The 13,941-nt window shown below is 73.3% G+C and carries 13 protein-coding genes; 10 read left to right on the top strand and 3 right to left on the bottom strand.

Translation table 11 applies throughout. The annotated features are described in order from the left end of the window. Positions 1–692 precede the first annotated feature (692 nt). Both MET2598_RS0127790 and MET2598_RS0127785 read right to left on the bottom strand, forming a co-directional pair. Positions 693–2,261: a hypothetical protein gene (locus MET2598_RS0127790; RefSeq protein ID WP_026190983.1), complete on the bottom strand. Its 1,569-nt coding sequence runs from the start codon at positions 2,259–2,261 to the stop codon at positions 693–695. A 366-nt stretch (positions 2,262–2,627) separates the two neighbouring features. Continuing rightward, positions 2,628–3,260, bottom strand: coding sequence for a class I SAM-dependent methyltransferase (locus MET2598_RS0127785; RefSeq protein WP_018263089.1), 633 nt, complete (start codon positions 3,258–3,260; stop codon positions 2,628–2,630). 496 nt (positions 3,261–3,756) lie between these two features. Between MET2598_RS0127785 and MET2598_RS0127780 the strand changes: the two genes are divergently transcribed. From MET2598_RS0127780 to MET2598_RS0127765, 4 genes are all read left to right on the top strand, one after another. Further along, on the top strand, positions 3,757–4,305 hold the full coding sequence (locus tag MET2598_RS0127780) for a hypothetical protein (RefSeq protein ID WP_018263088.1): 549 nt from the start codon (positions 3,757–3,759) through the stop codon (positions 4,303–4,305). A gap of 99 nt (positions 4,306–4,404) precedes the next feature. After that, entirely contained in the window at positions 4,405–4,731 is a 327-nt protein-coding gene (locus MET2598_RS0127775) for a hypothetical protein (protein ID WP_018263087.1), read from the top strand. Positions 4,732–4,878: 147 nt separating this feature from the next. Further along, positions 4,879–5,106 (top strand): hypothetical protein, encoded by a 228-nt coding sequence (locus MET2598_RS0127770; RefSeq protein ID WP_018263086.1) that lies wholly within the window; start codon positions 4,879–4,881, stop codon positions 5,104–5,106. Positions 5,107–5,204: 98 nt separating this feature from the next. Next, positions 5,205–5,936: an FkbM family methyltransferase gene (locus MET2598_RS0127765; protein WP_018263085.1), complete on the top strand. Its 732-nt coding sequence runs from the start codon at positions 5,205–5,207 to the stop codon at positions 5,934–5,936. A 12-nt stretch (positions 5,937–5,948) separates the two neighbouring features. Here MET2598_RS0127765 and mutY read toward each other — a convergent pair whose 3' ends face one another. Further along, the gene (mutY, locus tag MET2598_RS0127760) at positions 5,949–7,166 is read right to left on the bottom strand and encodes an A/G-specific adenine glycosylase (protein ID WP_018263084.1); all 1,218 of its coding nucleotides are present in this window, start codon (positions 7,164–7,166) and stop codon (positions 5,949–5,951) included. Positions 7,167–7,286: 120 nt separating this feature from the next. Between mutY and MET2598_RS0127755 the strand changes: the two genes are divergently transcribed. From MET2598_RS0127755 to MET2598_RS0127730, 6 genes are all read left to right on the top strand, one after another. Continuing rightward, positions 7,287–7,772, top strand: a complete 486-nt coding sequence (locus tag MET2598_RS0127755; protein WP_012336546.1) for a DUF721 domain-containing protein — start codon at positions 7,287–7,289, stop codon at positions 7,770–7,772. Between the two features lie 99 nt (positions 7,773–7,871). After that, complete coding sequence (locus MET2598_RS0127750) at positions 7,872–8,516, top strand: DsbA family protein (RefSeq protein WP_012336547.1); 645 nt, start codon at positions 7,872–7,874, stop codon at positions 8,514–8,516. A 267-nt stretch (positions 8,517–8,783) separates the two neighbouring features. Beyond that, the gene (locus tag MET2598_RS0127745; RefSeq protein WP_018263083.1) at positions 8,784–12,218 is read left to right on the top strand and encodes a chromosome segregation SMC family protein; all 3,435 of its coding nucleotides are present in this window, start codon (positions 8,784–8,786) and stop codon (positions 12,216–12,218) included. A 158-nt stretch (positions 12,219–12,376) separates the two neighbouring features. Continuing rightward, positions 12,377–12,754, top strand: coding sequence for an AtpZ/AtpI family protein (locus MET2598_RS0127740; RefSeq protein WP_012336549.1), 378 nt, complete (start codon positions 12,377–12,379; stop codon positions 12,752–12,754). An 88-nt stretch (positions 12,755–12,842) separates the two neighbouring features. Next, a complete protein-coding gene (locus MET2598_RS0127735) occupies positions 12,843–13,598 on the top strand; it encodes a F0F1 ATP synthase subunit A (RefSeq protein ID WP_012336550.1) in 756 nt (251 codons plus the stop codon). 112 nt (positions 13,599–13,710) lie between these two features. Next, positions 13,711–13,938: a F0F1 ATP synthase subunit C gene (locus tag MET2598_RS0127730; protein WP_012336551.1), complete on the top strand. Its 228-nt coding sequence runs from the start codon at positions 13,711–13,713 to the stop codon at positions 13,936–13,938. Positions 13,939–13,941 lie beyond the last annotated feature (3 nt).

The raw sequence follows: 13,941 nt of genomic DNA, 5'->3' as shown, positions 1-13,941 counted from the left end.
ATCCCCGACCGCAGACCCCGAATGGAATTGAAATAATCGGAAGTCTTGCATCTCGCAGCCGTATAATAAAGCGCCGATACTATAAGTCTTGGTTTGCATAGAGTCAGTGTAGCTGCGTGTAACATCAACAGGTCAAGCGGGTCAACCGATGGTCGAGCACGGCTCCGCCTCACCCCGTGCGAGGTGATCGTGTGCCGTCCATGGACGGTCGCGCGCGTCGCCCCGCTCGCCGCAGAGGCCGCGCCCCGCATCGGCCGCGATCCCCTCCGCACGGGCGCGCGGCCCCGGCCGCTCCCGATGGGCAGCCCGGGCAGCGGAGCGCTTCGGCCTCGCGCGCCACCTGGCACCACCAGCTGGCGTCACCCCTGGGCGACGGCGGCCCGCTCGCCGCGTCCGGGCTCGGCCGGCCGACCCGCGTTCGCGCGACGAGTCCGAAGTTCCGCTCCGTCGCCTCGCGCGCGGCGCCGGCGCGGGCTTGCCGCGATCACCCGCCCCGGACCGCCGGGATCGGCCGGGTCCGGCGGCGGGCGCCGATCACGGGCCCTCGTGCCGCGCGGGCGGTCGAGGGCGACGCGGACCTGCCGGTCGGCGACGAGCGGCGCCGCGCGGGCCCGCACCCCGGCCTTCTCCCGACGCCCGCCCAGCCGCGCGAGGGCCGGCCTCGCCCGCGCCGGGCCCCGATCCCGGGGCCGTCACGCCGCCATCCCGCCGCCCGACCGGGTGATCACGATCGCGATCGGTTCGCGGCTGTAGGCCGGATCGACGTACGGCTCGACCTGCCAAGCGGTCTCGGAGCCGCCCAGTCGTTCCGCGAGGGCGTCGACGATCTGCCGGTGATCGGACCCGGCGATCCCGATCATGAGCGCGACGCCGTCCGCGGCCAGGAGCGGCAAGGCGTCGACCAGTGTGGCGAGCCGCACCGCGAGGTCCGCGCTCTGATCATCGATCATGAGCTCCACCGACGCGGGAAGACGGCCCCGGAGCGACGCGCCCGGTTCCCCATCCGCGTGCACGGTCGAGATGGAGGCCCGCTTGTGACGCACGGCTTGGTCGCGCGTGACCGCGGTGACCGTCGAGCCCGGAAACACCTCGCTCAGGAACTCCAGGTCGAACCCGGTCCGAAACGCGCGTCCCGGCCGAAACCCCGGCAGCCCCGGATAGAGGTGGCGGATGCCGAACTTCACGATGGTGGGAGACGACCAGCGCGACGCGAGGGAATCGAGCAGCCTGGCGCAGGGCGGCTCCCCTTCGAGCGACGAGAAACCCGCGTCCATGATGGTGGACACGGCGTCGGCGCGCGTCACGCCCGCGGGCGGGTTGATGAGGCGGGCCGCGTTCAGCATCTGGGTTCGGACGGAGACCCGCTGCAGCGGATCGGACCGGTATACGGACGACTTCGTTTCCGCCGGAATGGCGCCATCTCCGATGGAGAATTGCGAAATGTAATGTGCATGCGCGGCCGTCTCGCGGAAGATCTGGCCCCACTCGAAGGCCGGATCCCGCATCAGGGCCGCCAGCCAGGACGTGAGCCAGGAATGCACGATCCTGACGTCGGGCCATCCTCCGCATTCCCAGACCTCCTTCCACATCCTGCAGTAGCAATTGTACTGCTCGGCGTTGAGCGCCGCGTCGGAGAACGTGAAGTCGCGCCCGATCAGCTCCGGATGATAGAGCATGAAGTTCAGAAGGTCCTGGTCGTTGGTGCAGAGCTCCGGCGGCACGGCGCCGCCGTCGCGCAGGCGCTCGCGCCACCCGCGCAGGAAGGCCGCGACGCCCGGCTTGTCCGACCGAAACAGGATCACTCCGGCATTCACGTAGCCGCGCCGGCGCGTGTCGATGAGGGAGGTCGCGGCCCAGTTCCCGTTGACCTGCTCGACCCCATTCTCGCATTCGGCCATCGCCAGGAAGTCGTAATCGTCAAGCCTGTCGAATGCATGACTCAGATCGCCGATCACCAAAGTGTCGCCGTCTATCGACAATGTATAATCGAAAGGGGAGCGATCGCATATCATGACTTTCAAAGAAGGTAATTTTCCTTCGGATTTCAGGTAGGCGAGATATTCGGAGTCGCTCTCTGACTCGATCAAGGGGCAGACATGATCGAAAATATCGCTGAAATTCTTCTTGGTTTCGTCAACGGCGTCCGTGAAGATGGCGATGCCGAGATCCGGATTGGTCGCCCTCAGGCTCTTGGCCGATTCGATGCAGCTCTCGACGTATCGAGCACCGTACGCGCAGTATATCGCTCCACGGTTGTTCATTCTTCATCTCCTGCGACCGCCATTCCGACGCCACGGAACTGGCGGGCGAGCCCGATCCGCCGGACCGGCCTCGTCATCGACGCGCGCGGACGAGCGCCGGCCCGCGGCCTGCGCGGGGGCGAACCGATATCGTCCCCGCCGGGAAACAGGCCGGCGGCCATTCGGTCAAGGCATCGCGGGCGCCCATCCCCGACGGGCGCGGTCCAACCCTTCCGGCCCGCGGCCCCCTGCCCCGTCCGCGGGCGGTCCCGCGCGCGGGATCGGGGGCCGGGGAATGCGAAGCGCCCCGGGTGGCGGAGGGGCGGCGGAGGCCGCCCCCGCGATCCCCGTCACGCCCCCGCTGGCGCTCCGAGGCGGGGGGCAGAGTCAATCGACGTGGGACGCCAAGTGCGCCGGCAGCTGCCAGTCGACCTTCGGGTCCGGATGGTGCGCCGGCGGCTCCTTGCTGCCCCTCCAGGCGAAGCCGACGCCGTTCGACGTCTGGCAGGCGCGAGTCTTCCAGCCCTTCCATTTCAAATAGTCCAGGCCCTCGCCGACGGCCGGACAGTAGATGTCGTGGAAAACGATGATGGACTCCGGCAACATGTACCGTTCGACGGCGACGGTATCGACCAGCGGTGCCGGATATCCGTGGTCGCCGTCGAGAAGCGCGAAGGACCAGCGAGGCCGTTCGCCGTTCCGGCGAGCGATCTCGATCGGGATGCCGGGACTGATACCGGCGTGGAGGCGGCAGTTCTGGAGCACGTCCGCGGCGCGAAGAGACGCCACGATCTCCTCCTTCCGGTCGGTCCCGAGGATCGGGTCGACCACCTCGAAACACGAGAAATTCCTGGCAAAGTGCGCGGTGGTCCAAGCGTAGTAGCAGCCGATTTCCAAGCCGACGCCGTGGTTGAATATCTTGGACGCGTTGTACATCAGTATAACTTCGTCGCGGTTTGCGTAGCCGATCTTCTCGAGCGACGCGTGGCAGTACCACGCGTGCGAGAGTCCCTCACGCACGCCAAGCTCCAGCCTGCCCCAGGGCGGCGAGTCCGGCGGCCCCGAGGCCAAATTCGGAAAAGCGTCATCTAAGAAAATTGTCTCAAGATTCGGAGAAACATAATCACCTGGACGTAACGACATTATTTCTACCTCGTGAACTGACGGAGTTCGATAACATGTTGTGGAACAGACACAATGCCGGTGCGGTAAAAGGTTAGCTGCTGGGCCACAGCATGGCAAGAACTCCCGCCCGGTCGGTGCAAGCAGTGCCCGGTTCGGGAACGTGTCAGTGCTCGGCGGCGCCCGCGCTCCATTTCTGCCGCGGGATCCGCCCGGCGATCCCGGGCGCGGATCCCCGCCGGCCCGCCGGCAGGGGCCGCGGCGCGCGAACCCGCGGTCCGGCCGGCGCGGGAGCGTGCGGGACAACCCGCGGTCGCGGGCCGGATCGGCAGCGGCGCAACCCGACGTGCGGCGCCGGATCCCGGCCCCGACGGCACGACGGTGAGGCGGGACGATGAGCCCGCTCGACATCTTCGCCATCGGCACCTTCCTCAGCGATCTCGCCGACGCCGTGCCGTCGCTCGTCGGCCTCGCGACGCCGCGCGAGGCCGAGCGGCGCGCCCGCGCCCCGCCCCCGCCGCACGGGACACGGGCGAGCGGTCCCCGGGCGAGGGGTGACGCCCACGCCCCGGCGCGCTTGATCCGAATCAATGCCGCGCGCCTCCACCGGACCCAGGGTTCGGATGCAGGCCGCCGCGTCGCGCGGTCCCGCTGGTCGGAGCCGGCGGGGCGCTCGCCGGCCGAAGCCGTTGCAAGCAAGAGGGATGGGGGCCCGATGAGCGCTCTGTCGCCGCCGCTGCTGTGGACGTTCGGGTTCCTGCTCGGATGCGCGGGACTGCGAACGTCGACCCGCTACGCGCACCACCTGACGCCGGCTCTGACCTGGGTCGCGGTCGTGCTGGCCTTCGCCGTCCTGTTCGCTCTGAGCCTGCGGACGGACACGGCCCCGGAGCGAGTCCTCGGACGCGATCCCGCGACGATCTCGTTCCTCGAAGCGTTGTAGAAGGCCGGCGCGGCGGCGGCCGCATCGGACCGCCGCGGTTGTAGGCCGGATCAAAGCGGGCGAGCGCGCGCTGCCCGCCCTCTGATCGCGGGGGATCGTGTGAGTGCGGCTCGTCACAAGTTCGCCTCTCTGCCCGTTCTGGCGGCTCTGGCCTCGGTCGGCGCGGTTCTCGGCGCCGCCGCGCAGGACCGTCCCGCGACCACGGCCATGAGTTGCGGGCAGGCCCGGGGTCTGCTGAGGGCGCGCGGCGCCCTGGTGATGGGCACCGGCGGCTTCACCTACGACCGCTTCGTGCGCGACCGCAGCTTCTGCGAGCCGACGGAGGTGACCGCGAACGCCTTCGTGCCGACGCGCGACAATCCCCAGTGCCTGGTCGGGTACCGCTGCATCGAGCCCGGGCGGGACTGGTTCGGCGACGACGAGTAGCGCCCGGGACGCGGTCGCCCGCGCTCCGGCTCCGGTCGCGTCGAACCCCGCGGCACTCGTGCCCGCGGCCCAGCCATGCAATCGCTGACGGTGCGTCGCAGCAATCGGCGCAGTAGTTTCGTTGCGATGCGAAGCAAGGAGGAGCCGATGGAAGCCCTCGCCATGCCGCTGGCATCGGCGGCGGTGTTCACGCTGGGATGCGCCATCCTGCAGGTGTTCGGGCGCTACGCGGAGCGTTTCACCCCCGTCCTGGCCTGGACCGCGATGCTGCTCTGCGCGGCCGTGCTCATGGTCGCCAGCGTGCAACATCGGATCGCCCGTGGCGGCGACAATCAGATGCTGCTACCCGACCCCTGGCTCTCGACGATCCCTTGAGTCTCGCCCCTGAGTCTCGCCCCTGAGTCTCGGGCCGGCGCGGGAGACCGGCGCGCTCCTCGATTCCCTCGACCGCACGGTTCGGCTACGGTCACGCTATGACGATTTCCTACGCCCAGCGCCTTGAGGACATCCTCCTGCTGCGTGCCCTGCGCGACGTGGAGCGCGGATTCTACGTCGATCTCGGCGCCCACGACCCCGTCATCGATTCCGTCACCAAGCTGTTCTACGAGGCCGGTTGGTCGGGGATCAACGTCGAGCCGTCGCCGCACTGGTTCGCGAAGCTCGCGGCGGACCGGCCGCGCGACGTCAACCTCAATTTCGCGGTGACGGACCGTTCCGGCACGCTCACCTTCCACGAACTGACCGGCACCGGCCTCTCCACCGCCTCCGACCTCTTCGCCGAGCGGCACGTGGCGGCCGGGTTCGAGCGCGTCACCTACGAGGTGCCGACCCGCACGCTGGCGGAGATCTGCGAGGCGCATGCCCCCGGTCCGATCCACTTCCTGAAGATCGACGTCGAGGGGAGCGAGGAGGCCGCCCTGCGCGGCATGGATTTCCGCCGCTTCCGCCCCTGGATCATCCTGGCGGAGGCGACCGAGCCGCTCACGGACGTGCCGAGCTTCGCCGCCTGGGACCCGCTCCTGGTGGAAGCCGGCTACGACTTCGTGCTGTTCGACGGGCTCAACCGGTTCTACGTCGCGCGGGAGCGCCCGGAACTGGCGCGGTTCTTCGTGTGCCCGGCGGACGATTACGTGCGGGCCTGGGCCGTGCGCGCGGAGGAAGCGATGCACCGCGAGATCGCCGCGCTCAAGGCGCGCCCGGCCTGATCGGCGCCGGCCTCAGCGCTTGCGCGGCCCGTCCTTGCGGATGGGCGCGGCCGAGGCCGGGCGGCGCGGCAGCACCTTCGGCAGCGGGCCCCGCCGCGGGACGGCCGGGGGCTCGGGCGGCGTGGCGAGGTCCGGCGGCGGGGCGGGCGGCGGCGCCGGCGCGGCCCGCGGCTCCAGGGCATGGGCCAGCACCTTCCTCATCGCCCCGGGGAGGGGCTCGTCCGCGAGCGCGTCGCGGGGGGTGAAGCGCATGCCCTCCGGCGCCTCGGTGCGGGCCGCGACGCGGGCGAGGAAGACCGTCAGTTCGAGCGGGAAATGCGTGAAGGTGTGGCGCACCACCCCGGGCAGCCGCTTCCAGCGGGCATCGAGCGGCGCGTCGAGCAGGCCGTGGGCGGGGTCGTAATCCGGCGTCCAGGCGCTCGTCGGCGGCTCCGCCATGCTGCCGAGCAGCCCCTCGGGCGGGCGGGTGCGCAGCAGCACCGCCTCGTCGCCGGCCCGCACCGCCACGAAGGCGGCGCCGCGGCGCAGGAGGCCGGGCTCCCGCCGGATCTTGCGCGGGAAGCTCTCCTGCAGCCCCTCGGCGCGGGCCCGGCAGGGCGCCATCCAGGGGCAGAGGGCGCAGGCCGGCCGCTTGGGCGTGCACAGCGTCGCGCCGAGATCCATCACCGCCTGCGCGAAATCGCCCGGCCGCGTCCGCGGCACCAGCGATTCGGCGAGCGCCCGGATCTCCGCCCGCGCCGCCGGCAGCGGCGTCTCGATCGCGAAGAGCCGCGACACCACCCGCTCGACGTTGCCGTCCACGGCGGCGGCCGGCCGGTCGAAGGCGATCGCCGCGATGGCCCCGGCCGTGTAGGCGCCGATGCCCGGGAGCCGGCGCAGCCCCTCCACCGTGTCGGGGAAGCCGCCCGCCGCCGCCACGGCCTTGGCGCAGGCGTGGAGGTTGCGGGCCCGCGAGTAGTAGCCGAGCCCCGCCCAGGCGCTCATCACCGCCTCCTCGGGGGCCGCGGCGAGCGCCGCCACGGTCGGGAACCGCTCCAGGAAGCGGGCGAAATAGGGCTTCACCGCAGCGACGGTGGTCTGCTGCAGCATGATCTCCGACAGCCAGACCCGGTAGGGGTCGGGCACGCTGCCCGGCGCGGCGCGCCAGGGCAGCGCGCGGCGGTGGCGGTCGTACCAGACCAGGAGGTCGGCTGCGTCCGGCCTTGAGTGCGACGCGGCGGGCGCTACCATGCCGCCTCGCTTAGCCCGTTTTCCCGCCCCTGGGGAGCGGCCTCGCGGCGCCCTCCCGGGGAACGAAGCCTTCATGCCCGCCGGGGTCTCGTGCTCCGCAAACGCCAGGATGACGCCCCGATGGCCCGCCCCAAGCCCCTGAGCGAACTGATCGAGCGGTCCCTCGGGCCGGTCTTCGCCGCCCAGGGTTTCGCCTCGACCGACATCCTCGCGTCCTGGCCCGAGATCGTGGGCGAGCGGCTCGCCGGCTTCTGCCAGCCGGAGAAGTTCGAGTGGCCGCGCCGCCACGGCGGGCGGGCCGGCGAGGCGCGCCCGGCACCCGGCACCCTGGTGGTGCGGGTCGAGGGAGCCTTCGCCCTCGAACTCCAGCACCTCGCCCCCCTGGTGATCGAGCGGATCAACCGGCATTACGGCTTCGCCTGCGTCGGCCGGCTGAGCCTGCGCCAGGACCGGATCGCCCGCGGCGCCAAGCGCGCGCCCGCGCCCCCGAGCCTCGATCCGGCCCGCCGGGGCGAGGTGGCGAAGGCGGTCTCCGCCATCGGCGAGGACGGGCTGCGCGACGCCCTCGACCGGCTCGGCATCGCCGTGATGACCGCCCGCGGGTGAGGGTGCGCGGCCCGGGCGACACCCCGGCGCCTTGCCAGGACGCGGCGGCGATTCTACCGCTCCCGTTCCACTCCCCCGGCTCGTCTCGGAGACCCATCCATGATCACCCGGCGCGACGCGTTGACGCTCACCGGCTCGGCCCTCGGCGCGGCCCTGCTGCTGCCCGGGCTGCGGCTTCCTGCCCTCGCGCAGGCCGCCTCGCCGGATGCCCTGATGCAGCCCGGCCCCCTCGGCGACGTCTGGCTCGGGCCGGCCGAGGCGAAGTGCACCATCATCGAGTACGCCTCGATGACCTGCTCGCACTGCGCGGCGTTCCACAAGACCACCTGGCCGGCGCTCAAGGAGCGCTGGATCGACACCGGCAAGGTGCGCTTCACCCTGCGGGAATTCCCCCTCGATCCGCTCGCCACGGCGGCCTTCATGCTGGCGCGGGCGGACGATTCGGCGCGCTACTACCCGATCACCGACCTGCTCTTCGACCAGCAGCCGACCTGGGCCTTCGTCCCGAAACCCCTCGACGCCCTGGAGCAGATGATGCGCCAAGCCGGCTTCTCCCGCGAGAAGTTCGAGGCGACCCTCAAGGACCAGAAGCTCTACGACGCGATCAACACCGTGAAGGAGCGCGGCATGGCGGTGTTCAAGGTCACCGCGACGCCGACCTTCTTCATCAACGGCCAGAAGTTCCAGGGCGAGGTGTCGATCGAGGGGCTCGAGAAGGTGATCAAGCCGATCGTCGGGGCGTGATCGCGCGCCGCGGCGCGGGCCCCGTTCCCTCCCGCCACCCACAGGAGCCGCCGCCGCGGCGACACGGCGCGAGGCGTTGACCGGGGCCGGCGCGGCCCTCGGGGCGGCCCTGATCTCCGGGCCGCCCTGATCTCCGGGCCGCCCTGATCTCCGGGCCGCCCCTCCGCGCGAGGGGTCCGATTCCTGCGCCAAGACCCGCGCCAAGACCCGGCGCCGGCGCGTCGGATGAGGCGCGAGGGGCCGCGCCGCGCCTTCCGGTCGTCACCCATGCGTCTCACCCGCCTGCGCATCGTCGGCTTCAAGACCTTCGTCGAGCCGAGCGAGGTCCCGATCGAGCCCGGCCTCACCGGGATCATCGGGCCGAACGGCTGCGGCAAGTCGAACCTGGTCGAGGCCCTGCGCTGGGTGATGGGCGAGAGCTCGCACAAGAGCCTGCGCGCCTCCGGCATGGACGACGTGATCTTCTCCGGATCCGGTGGCCGACCCGGCCGCAGCCACGCGGAGGTGACGCTGACCCTGGACAACAACGCCCGCACGGCCCCCGCCGCCTTCAACGGCGCGGACGCGCTCGACGTGACGCGGCGGATCGACCGGGGCGCCGGCTCCACCTACCGCGTCAACGGCCGCGAGGTGCGCGCCCGCGACGTGCAGCTGCTCTTCGCCGACGCCTCGACGGGTGCGCGCTCGCCCGCGATGGTCCGCCAGGGCCAGGTGGCCGAGATGATCGCGGCCAAGCCCCAGGCGCGGCGGCGGGTGCTGGAGGAGGCGGCCGGGATCGGCGGCCTGCATGCCCGCCGCCACGAGGCGGAGCTGCGCCTGCGCGCCGCCGAGGAGAACCTCGCCCGGGTCGAGGACGTGCTCGGCGCGATCAGCTCCGGGGTCGATTCCCTGCGGCGGCAGGCCAGGGCCGCCGCGCGCTACCGCGAGGTCGCCGCCGCGATCCGCCGGGGCGAGGCGCTGCTCCACCTCATCGCCCACGGGCGGGCCCGGGAGGAGGCGGCGCGGGCCGGGCGGGAGGCCGCCGCCGCCGCCGAGCGGGTCGCCGCCGCGCAGGCGGGGCAGGCCGCCGCCGCGACCGCCCAGGCCCTCGCCGCCGCCGGCCTGCCCCGCCTGCGCGAGGAGGAGGCGCGGGCCGCCGCCGCGCTGCAGCGGCTGACCCAGGCGGCGGCGGCCCTCGATGCCGAGGAGAACCGCGCCGCCGAGCGCCTGCGCGACCTCACTCAGCGCCTCGCCGACCTCGCCCGCGACGCCGCCCGGCAGGCGGAGAGCCGCGACGACGCGCGGGCGAGCCTCGCCCGCCTCGAGGCCGAGGCCGCCGCCCTGGCGGCCGACCCGGACGGGGCGGGGGCGCGCGCGGCGGCCGAGCAGCGGGCCGTCGCCGCCGAGGCCGCCCTCGCCGCCGCCGAGGCGGCGCTCTCGGCCGCCCAGGCCGCCGCCGCCGAGGGGAGCGCCCGCCGCGGCGCCCTGGAGCGCGCCCTGCGCGACGGGCGCACCCGCGCCGAGCGCCTCGCCGCCGAGCGGGCGCGCCTCGCCCGCGAGCGGGCCGGCGAGGCCGACGAGGCGCCGGCGCTCGCGCGCCTGCGCGCCGCCCTGGCGGAGGCGTCGGCGCTGAGCGAGCAGGCCGAGGACGAGGCCGCCGCGGCGCGCGAGGACCTCGCGGAGGCCCGCGACGCGGAGGCGCGCGGGCGTCCGGCCCTGGCCGACGCGGAGCGCGAGGCCGCCCGCCGCGAGGCCGAGGCGGGCACCCTCGCGGGCCTGGTGGCGCCTCCCGCGCGCTTCCCGCCGCTCCTCGACGCGCTGCGCGTCGCGCCGGGGCACGAGGCGGCCCTCGCGGCGGCCCTGGGCGAGGATCTCGACGCGGCGACCGACCCGGCCGCCCCCGCCCACTGGGCCGGGGCGCCGGAGGATCCCGCCGACCCGCCGCTTCCCGCCGGTGCCCTGCCCCTCTCGCGCGTGGTGGACGGCCCGCCGCTCCTCGCCCGGCGCCTGCGGCAGGTCGGGATCGTCGCCCGCGGCGAGGCCGCCGCCCTGGCGGCGCGCCTGCGGCCGGGCCAGCGCCTCGTCACCCTCGCGGGCGACCTCGTGCGCTGGGACGGCTTCACGGTCTCCGCCGAGGCGCCCTCGCCCGCCGCCCTGCGCCTCGCCGCGCGCGCCCGGCTCGACGCGCTGCGGCAGGCAGCGGCCAAGGCCCGCGAGGCGGCGCAGGCCGCCCGCGCCGCCGGCGCGGTGCGGCAGGAGCGGGCGCGCGAGGCCGCCGCCCGGGAGACGCGGGCCCTCGACGCGGCCCGCCTCGCCCGCACCCGCCTCGACGCGGCCCGCGCCGCCCTGGTGGCCGCGGAGCGCCGCGCGGCCGAGGCGGCGGCGCGGCGCGCGGCCCGGGACGAGGCCGAGGCGCGGCTCGCCGAGGAGGCCGAGGAGGCGGCGGCCCGGATCGAGGCCGCCGAGGACGCCCTCGCGGCCCTGCCGGGGCAGGCGCCGGAGGATCTCGCCCGCCTGCGGCAGGCGGTGGCGACCCGGCGCGCCGCCGCGGCCGAGGCGAGGGCCGCCGCCCTCGCCCTCGCCCGTGCGGCCGCGGAGCGCCGCCGCCGCGCCGCCGCCCTGGCCGAGGAGCGGGCGCGCTGGGGCGACCGCGCCCTGCGCGCCGCGGCCGCCCTCGACGACCTCGCCGGGCGCCGCGCCGCGGCCGAGGAGGAGCGGGCCGCCCTCGCCGGGGCACCCGGCGCCTTCGCGGCCGAGCGGCGGCGGCTCGCGGGCGCCGGCCGGGAGGCCGAGGCGGCGCGGCGCGCGGCGGCGGATCGGCTCGCGGCCGCCGAGGCCGGGCTCGCCGAGGCCGACCGGCGCGCCTGGGCCGCCCTCGAGGCCCTCGGCGCGGCGCGGGAGGCCCGGGCCGCCGCGGCGGCGGCGCAGGAGGCGCTGGCGCGCCGCCTCGCCGAGGTCGCCCGGGCGATCCCCGAGACGCTCGGCGCGACCCTGGAGGCGCTCCCCGCCCTCGCCGGCCTCGCCCCGGGCGAGGCCCTGCCGGAGGCGGAAGCGGTCGAGGCCCGGCTCTCCGGCCTGCGGGCCGACCGGGAGCGGATCGGGGCCGTGAACCTGCGGGCCGAGGCGGAACTGGCCGAGGCCGAGGAGCGGCGGGACGCGCTCTCGCGCGAGCGCGACGACCTCCTGGAGGCGATCCGGCGCCTGCGCGGGGCCATCGCGAGCCTCAACCGCGAGGGGCGCGAGCGGCTGCTCGCCGCCTTCGCGGCCGTGAACGGGCATTTCGAGCGCCTGTTCACCACGCTGTTCGGCGGGGGCACCGCCGAACTGACGCTCGTCGATGCCGAGGATCCGCTGGAGGCCGGCCTCGAGATCCTGGCCCGCCCGCCGGGCAAGAAGCCCCAGACCATGACCCTGCTCTCGGGCGGCGAGCAGGCGCTCACCGCCATCGCGCTGATCTTCGCGGTGTTCCTGACCAACCCGTCACCGGTCTGCGTGCTCGACGAGGTCGACGCCCCCCTCGACGACGCCAACGTCGAGCGCTACTGCGACCTCCTCGGCCGCATGGCCCGGGACACCGACACCCGCTTCCTGGTAATCACCCACAACCCCATCACCATGGCGCGGATGGACCGGCTGTGCGGGGTCACCATGGCGGAGCGGGGCGTGTCGCAACTCGTCTCGGTCGACCTCGCGGGGGCGCGGGCGCTCGCCGAGGCGATGTGATGCCGCGGGGCGTGGCCGTTCCCAATCCATAAGGCGGAACAAAGACTTATGGCTACCTCACGGATCCTTGACTCGCACTGTGGGCGAAACTATGGTGCGCCCGCTCGAAGGGGGCACCCGGGCTGGACAACTTCGCCCCTCCGACGCGGAGTCGCGCCATGACCGGCACCGACCCGCGAGACGAGGGCGGCATGGGCCGGGAGCCTGCCCCCGACAGTGATCTCTCCGCGAGGCTCAAGCGTCTCGAAATGCAGATCGACCGGAAGCGGCCCCCCGCCGCTCCCGATCCTTCGTCGCGTTCCGAGACCCGCCAACCCTCGCCGCTCGGCCTCGCGCTGCGTCTGTCGACGGAGTTCGTGTCGGGCGTCGTGGCGGGCGGGCTGCTCGGCTGGGGCCTCGATCGGCTTCTGGGCACCAAGCCCTGGGGCATGATCGTGCTCGTCATCCTGGGCTTCGCGGCGGGAGTGCTGAACGTGATGCGCGTGTCGGGGTTTTTTCGGCCCGCGGACACGAAGAAAAACGAAACGGGGACTTGATCATCGGGTGGATGCCGTGCATCCGCCAGCGCGGATCAGGCGCCGAGCGGACGACCGCGGCGCCGATGGATAGAGGGGCGGGACCGGCATGGCCGTGAAGTTGGATCCGATCCACCAGTTCGAGCTGAAGCCGCTGGTCTCGTTCGGTCATATCGGCCACCAGCACATCGCGTTCACCCAGTCGGCGCTCTACATGTTCGCCGCGGTCGGGATCATCGCGCTGATCACCCTGGTCGCCACCCGCCAGCGCGCGCTGGTGCCGGGGCGGATGCAGTCGCTGGCCGAGGCGTTCTACGAGTTCATCGCCTCCACGGTGCACCAATCGGCCGGGCACGGCAGCGAGCGCTTCGTGCCGCTCGTGTTCTCGCTCTTCATGTTCGTGCTGGTGCTCAACCTGTTCGGGATGATCCCCTACGCCTTCACGGTGACGAGCCACATCATCGTCACCTTCATGCTGGCGCTGGTGGTGATCCTGACCGTGGTCATCTACGGGTTCATGGCGCACGGGGTGCACTTCCTCGACCTGTTCGTGCCGCCGGGCGTTCCGGGCTGGCTGAAGCCGCTCATCGTGGCGATCGAGGTGGTGTCCTTCATCTCCCGCCCGATCAGCCTCTCGGTCCGTCTCTTCGCCAACATGCTGGCGGGCCACATCGCCCTCAAGATCTTCGCGGGCTTCGTCCCGGCCCTGCTCGCCGCGGGCATCTGGGGCATCCTCTCGCCGCTGCCCCTCGCCCTGTCGGTCGCCATCACGGCGCTCGAGATGCTGGTCGCGGTGCTGCAGGCCTACGTCTTCGCGACGCTGACCTCGATCTACCTCAGCGACGCGCTGCATCCCGGCCACTGACGGCCGGTTCCTCCCGGCCGTCCCGGCCGGGGTGCCCCCTCCCCACCCCGGTTCGCCCTGTCGCGGCCGGATCCCACCAGCCAGACGACTAGACGACCTCAGGAGTACTCAGATGGATCCCGTTGCTGCGAAGTACATCGGCGCCGGTCTCGCCTGCCTCGGCATGGCGGGCGCCGCCGTGGGCCTCGGCAACCTCTTCGGCCAGTTCTTCGCGGGCGCCCTGCGCAACCCCTCCGCGGCCGACAGCCAGCGCGCCAACCTGCTCCTCGGCTTCGCGCTGACGGAAGCGCTCGGCATCTTCTCGCTCCTCGTCGCGCTGCTGCTCCTGTTCGCGGTCTGAGGC

This window comes from Methylobacterium sp. WSM2598, from assembly GCF_000379105.1.
Lineage (GTDB): Bacteria > Pseudomonadota > Alphaproteobacteria > Rhizobiales > Beijerinckiaceae > Methylobacterium.
The sequence above is the reverse complement of the archived record's forward strand: the minus strand, read 5'-3'. Positions and strand labels throughout refer to the sequence as shown.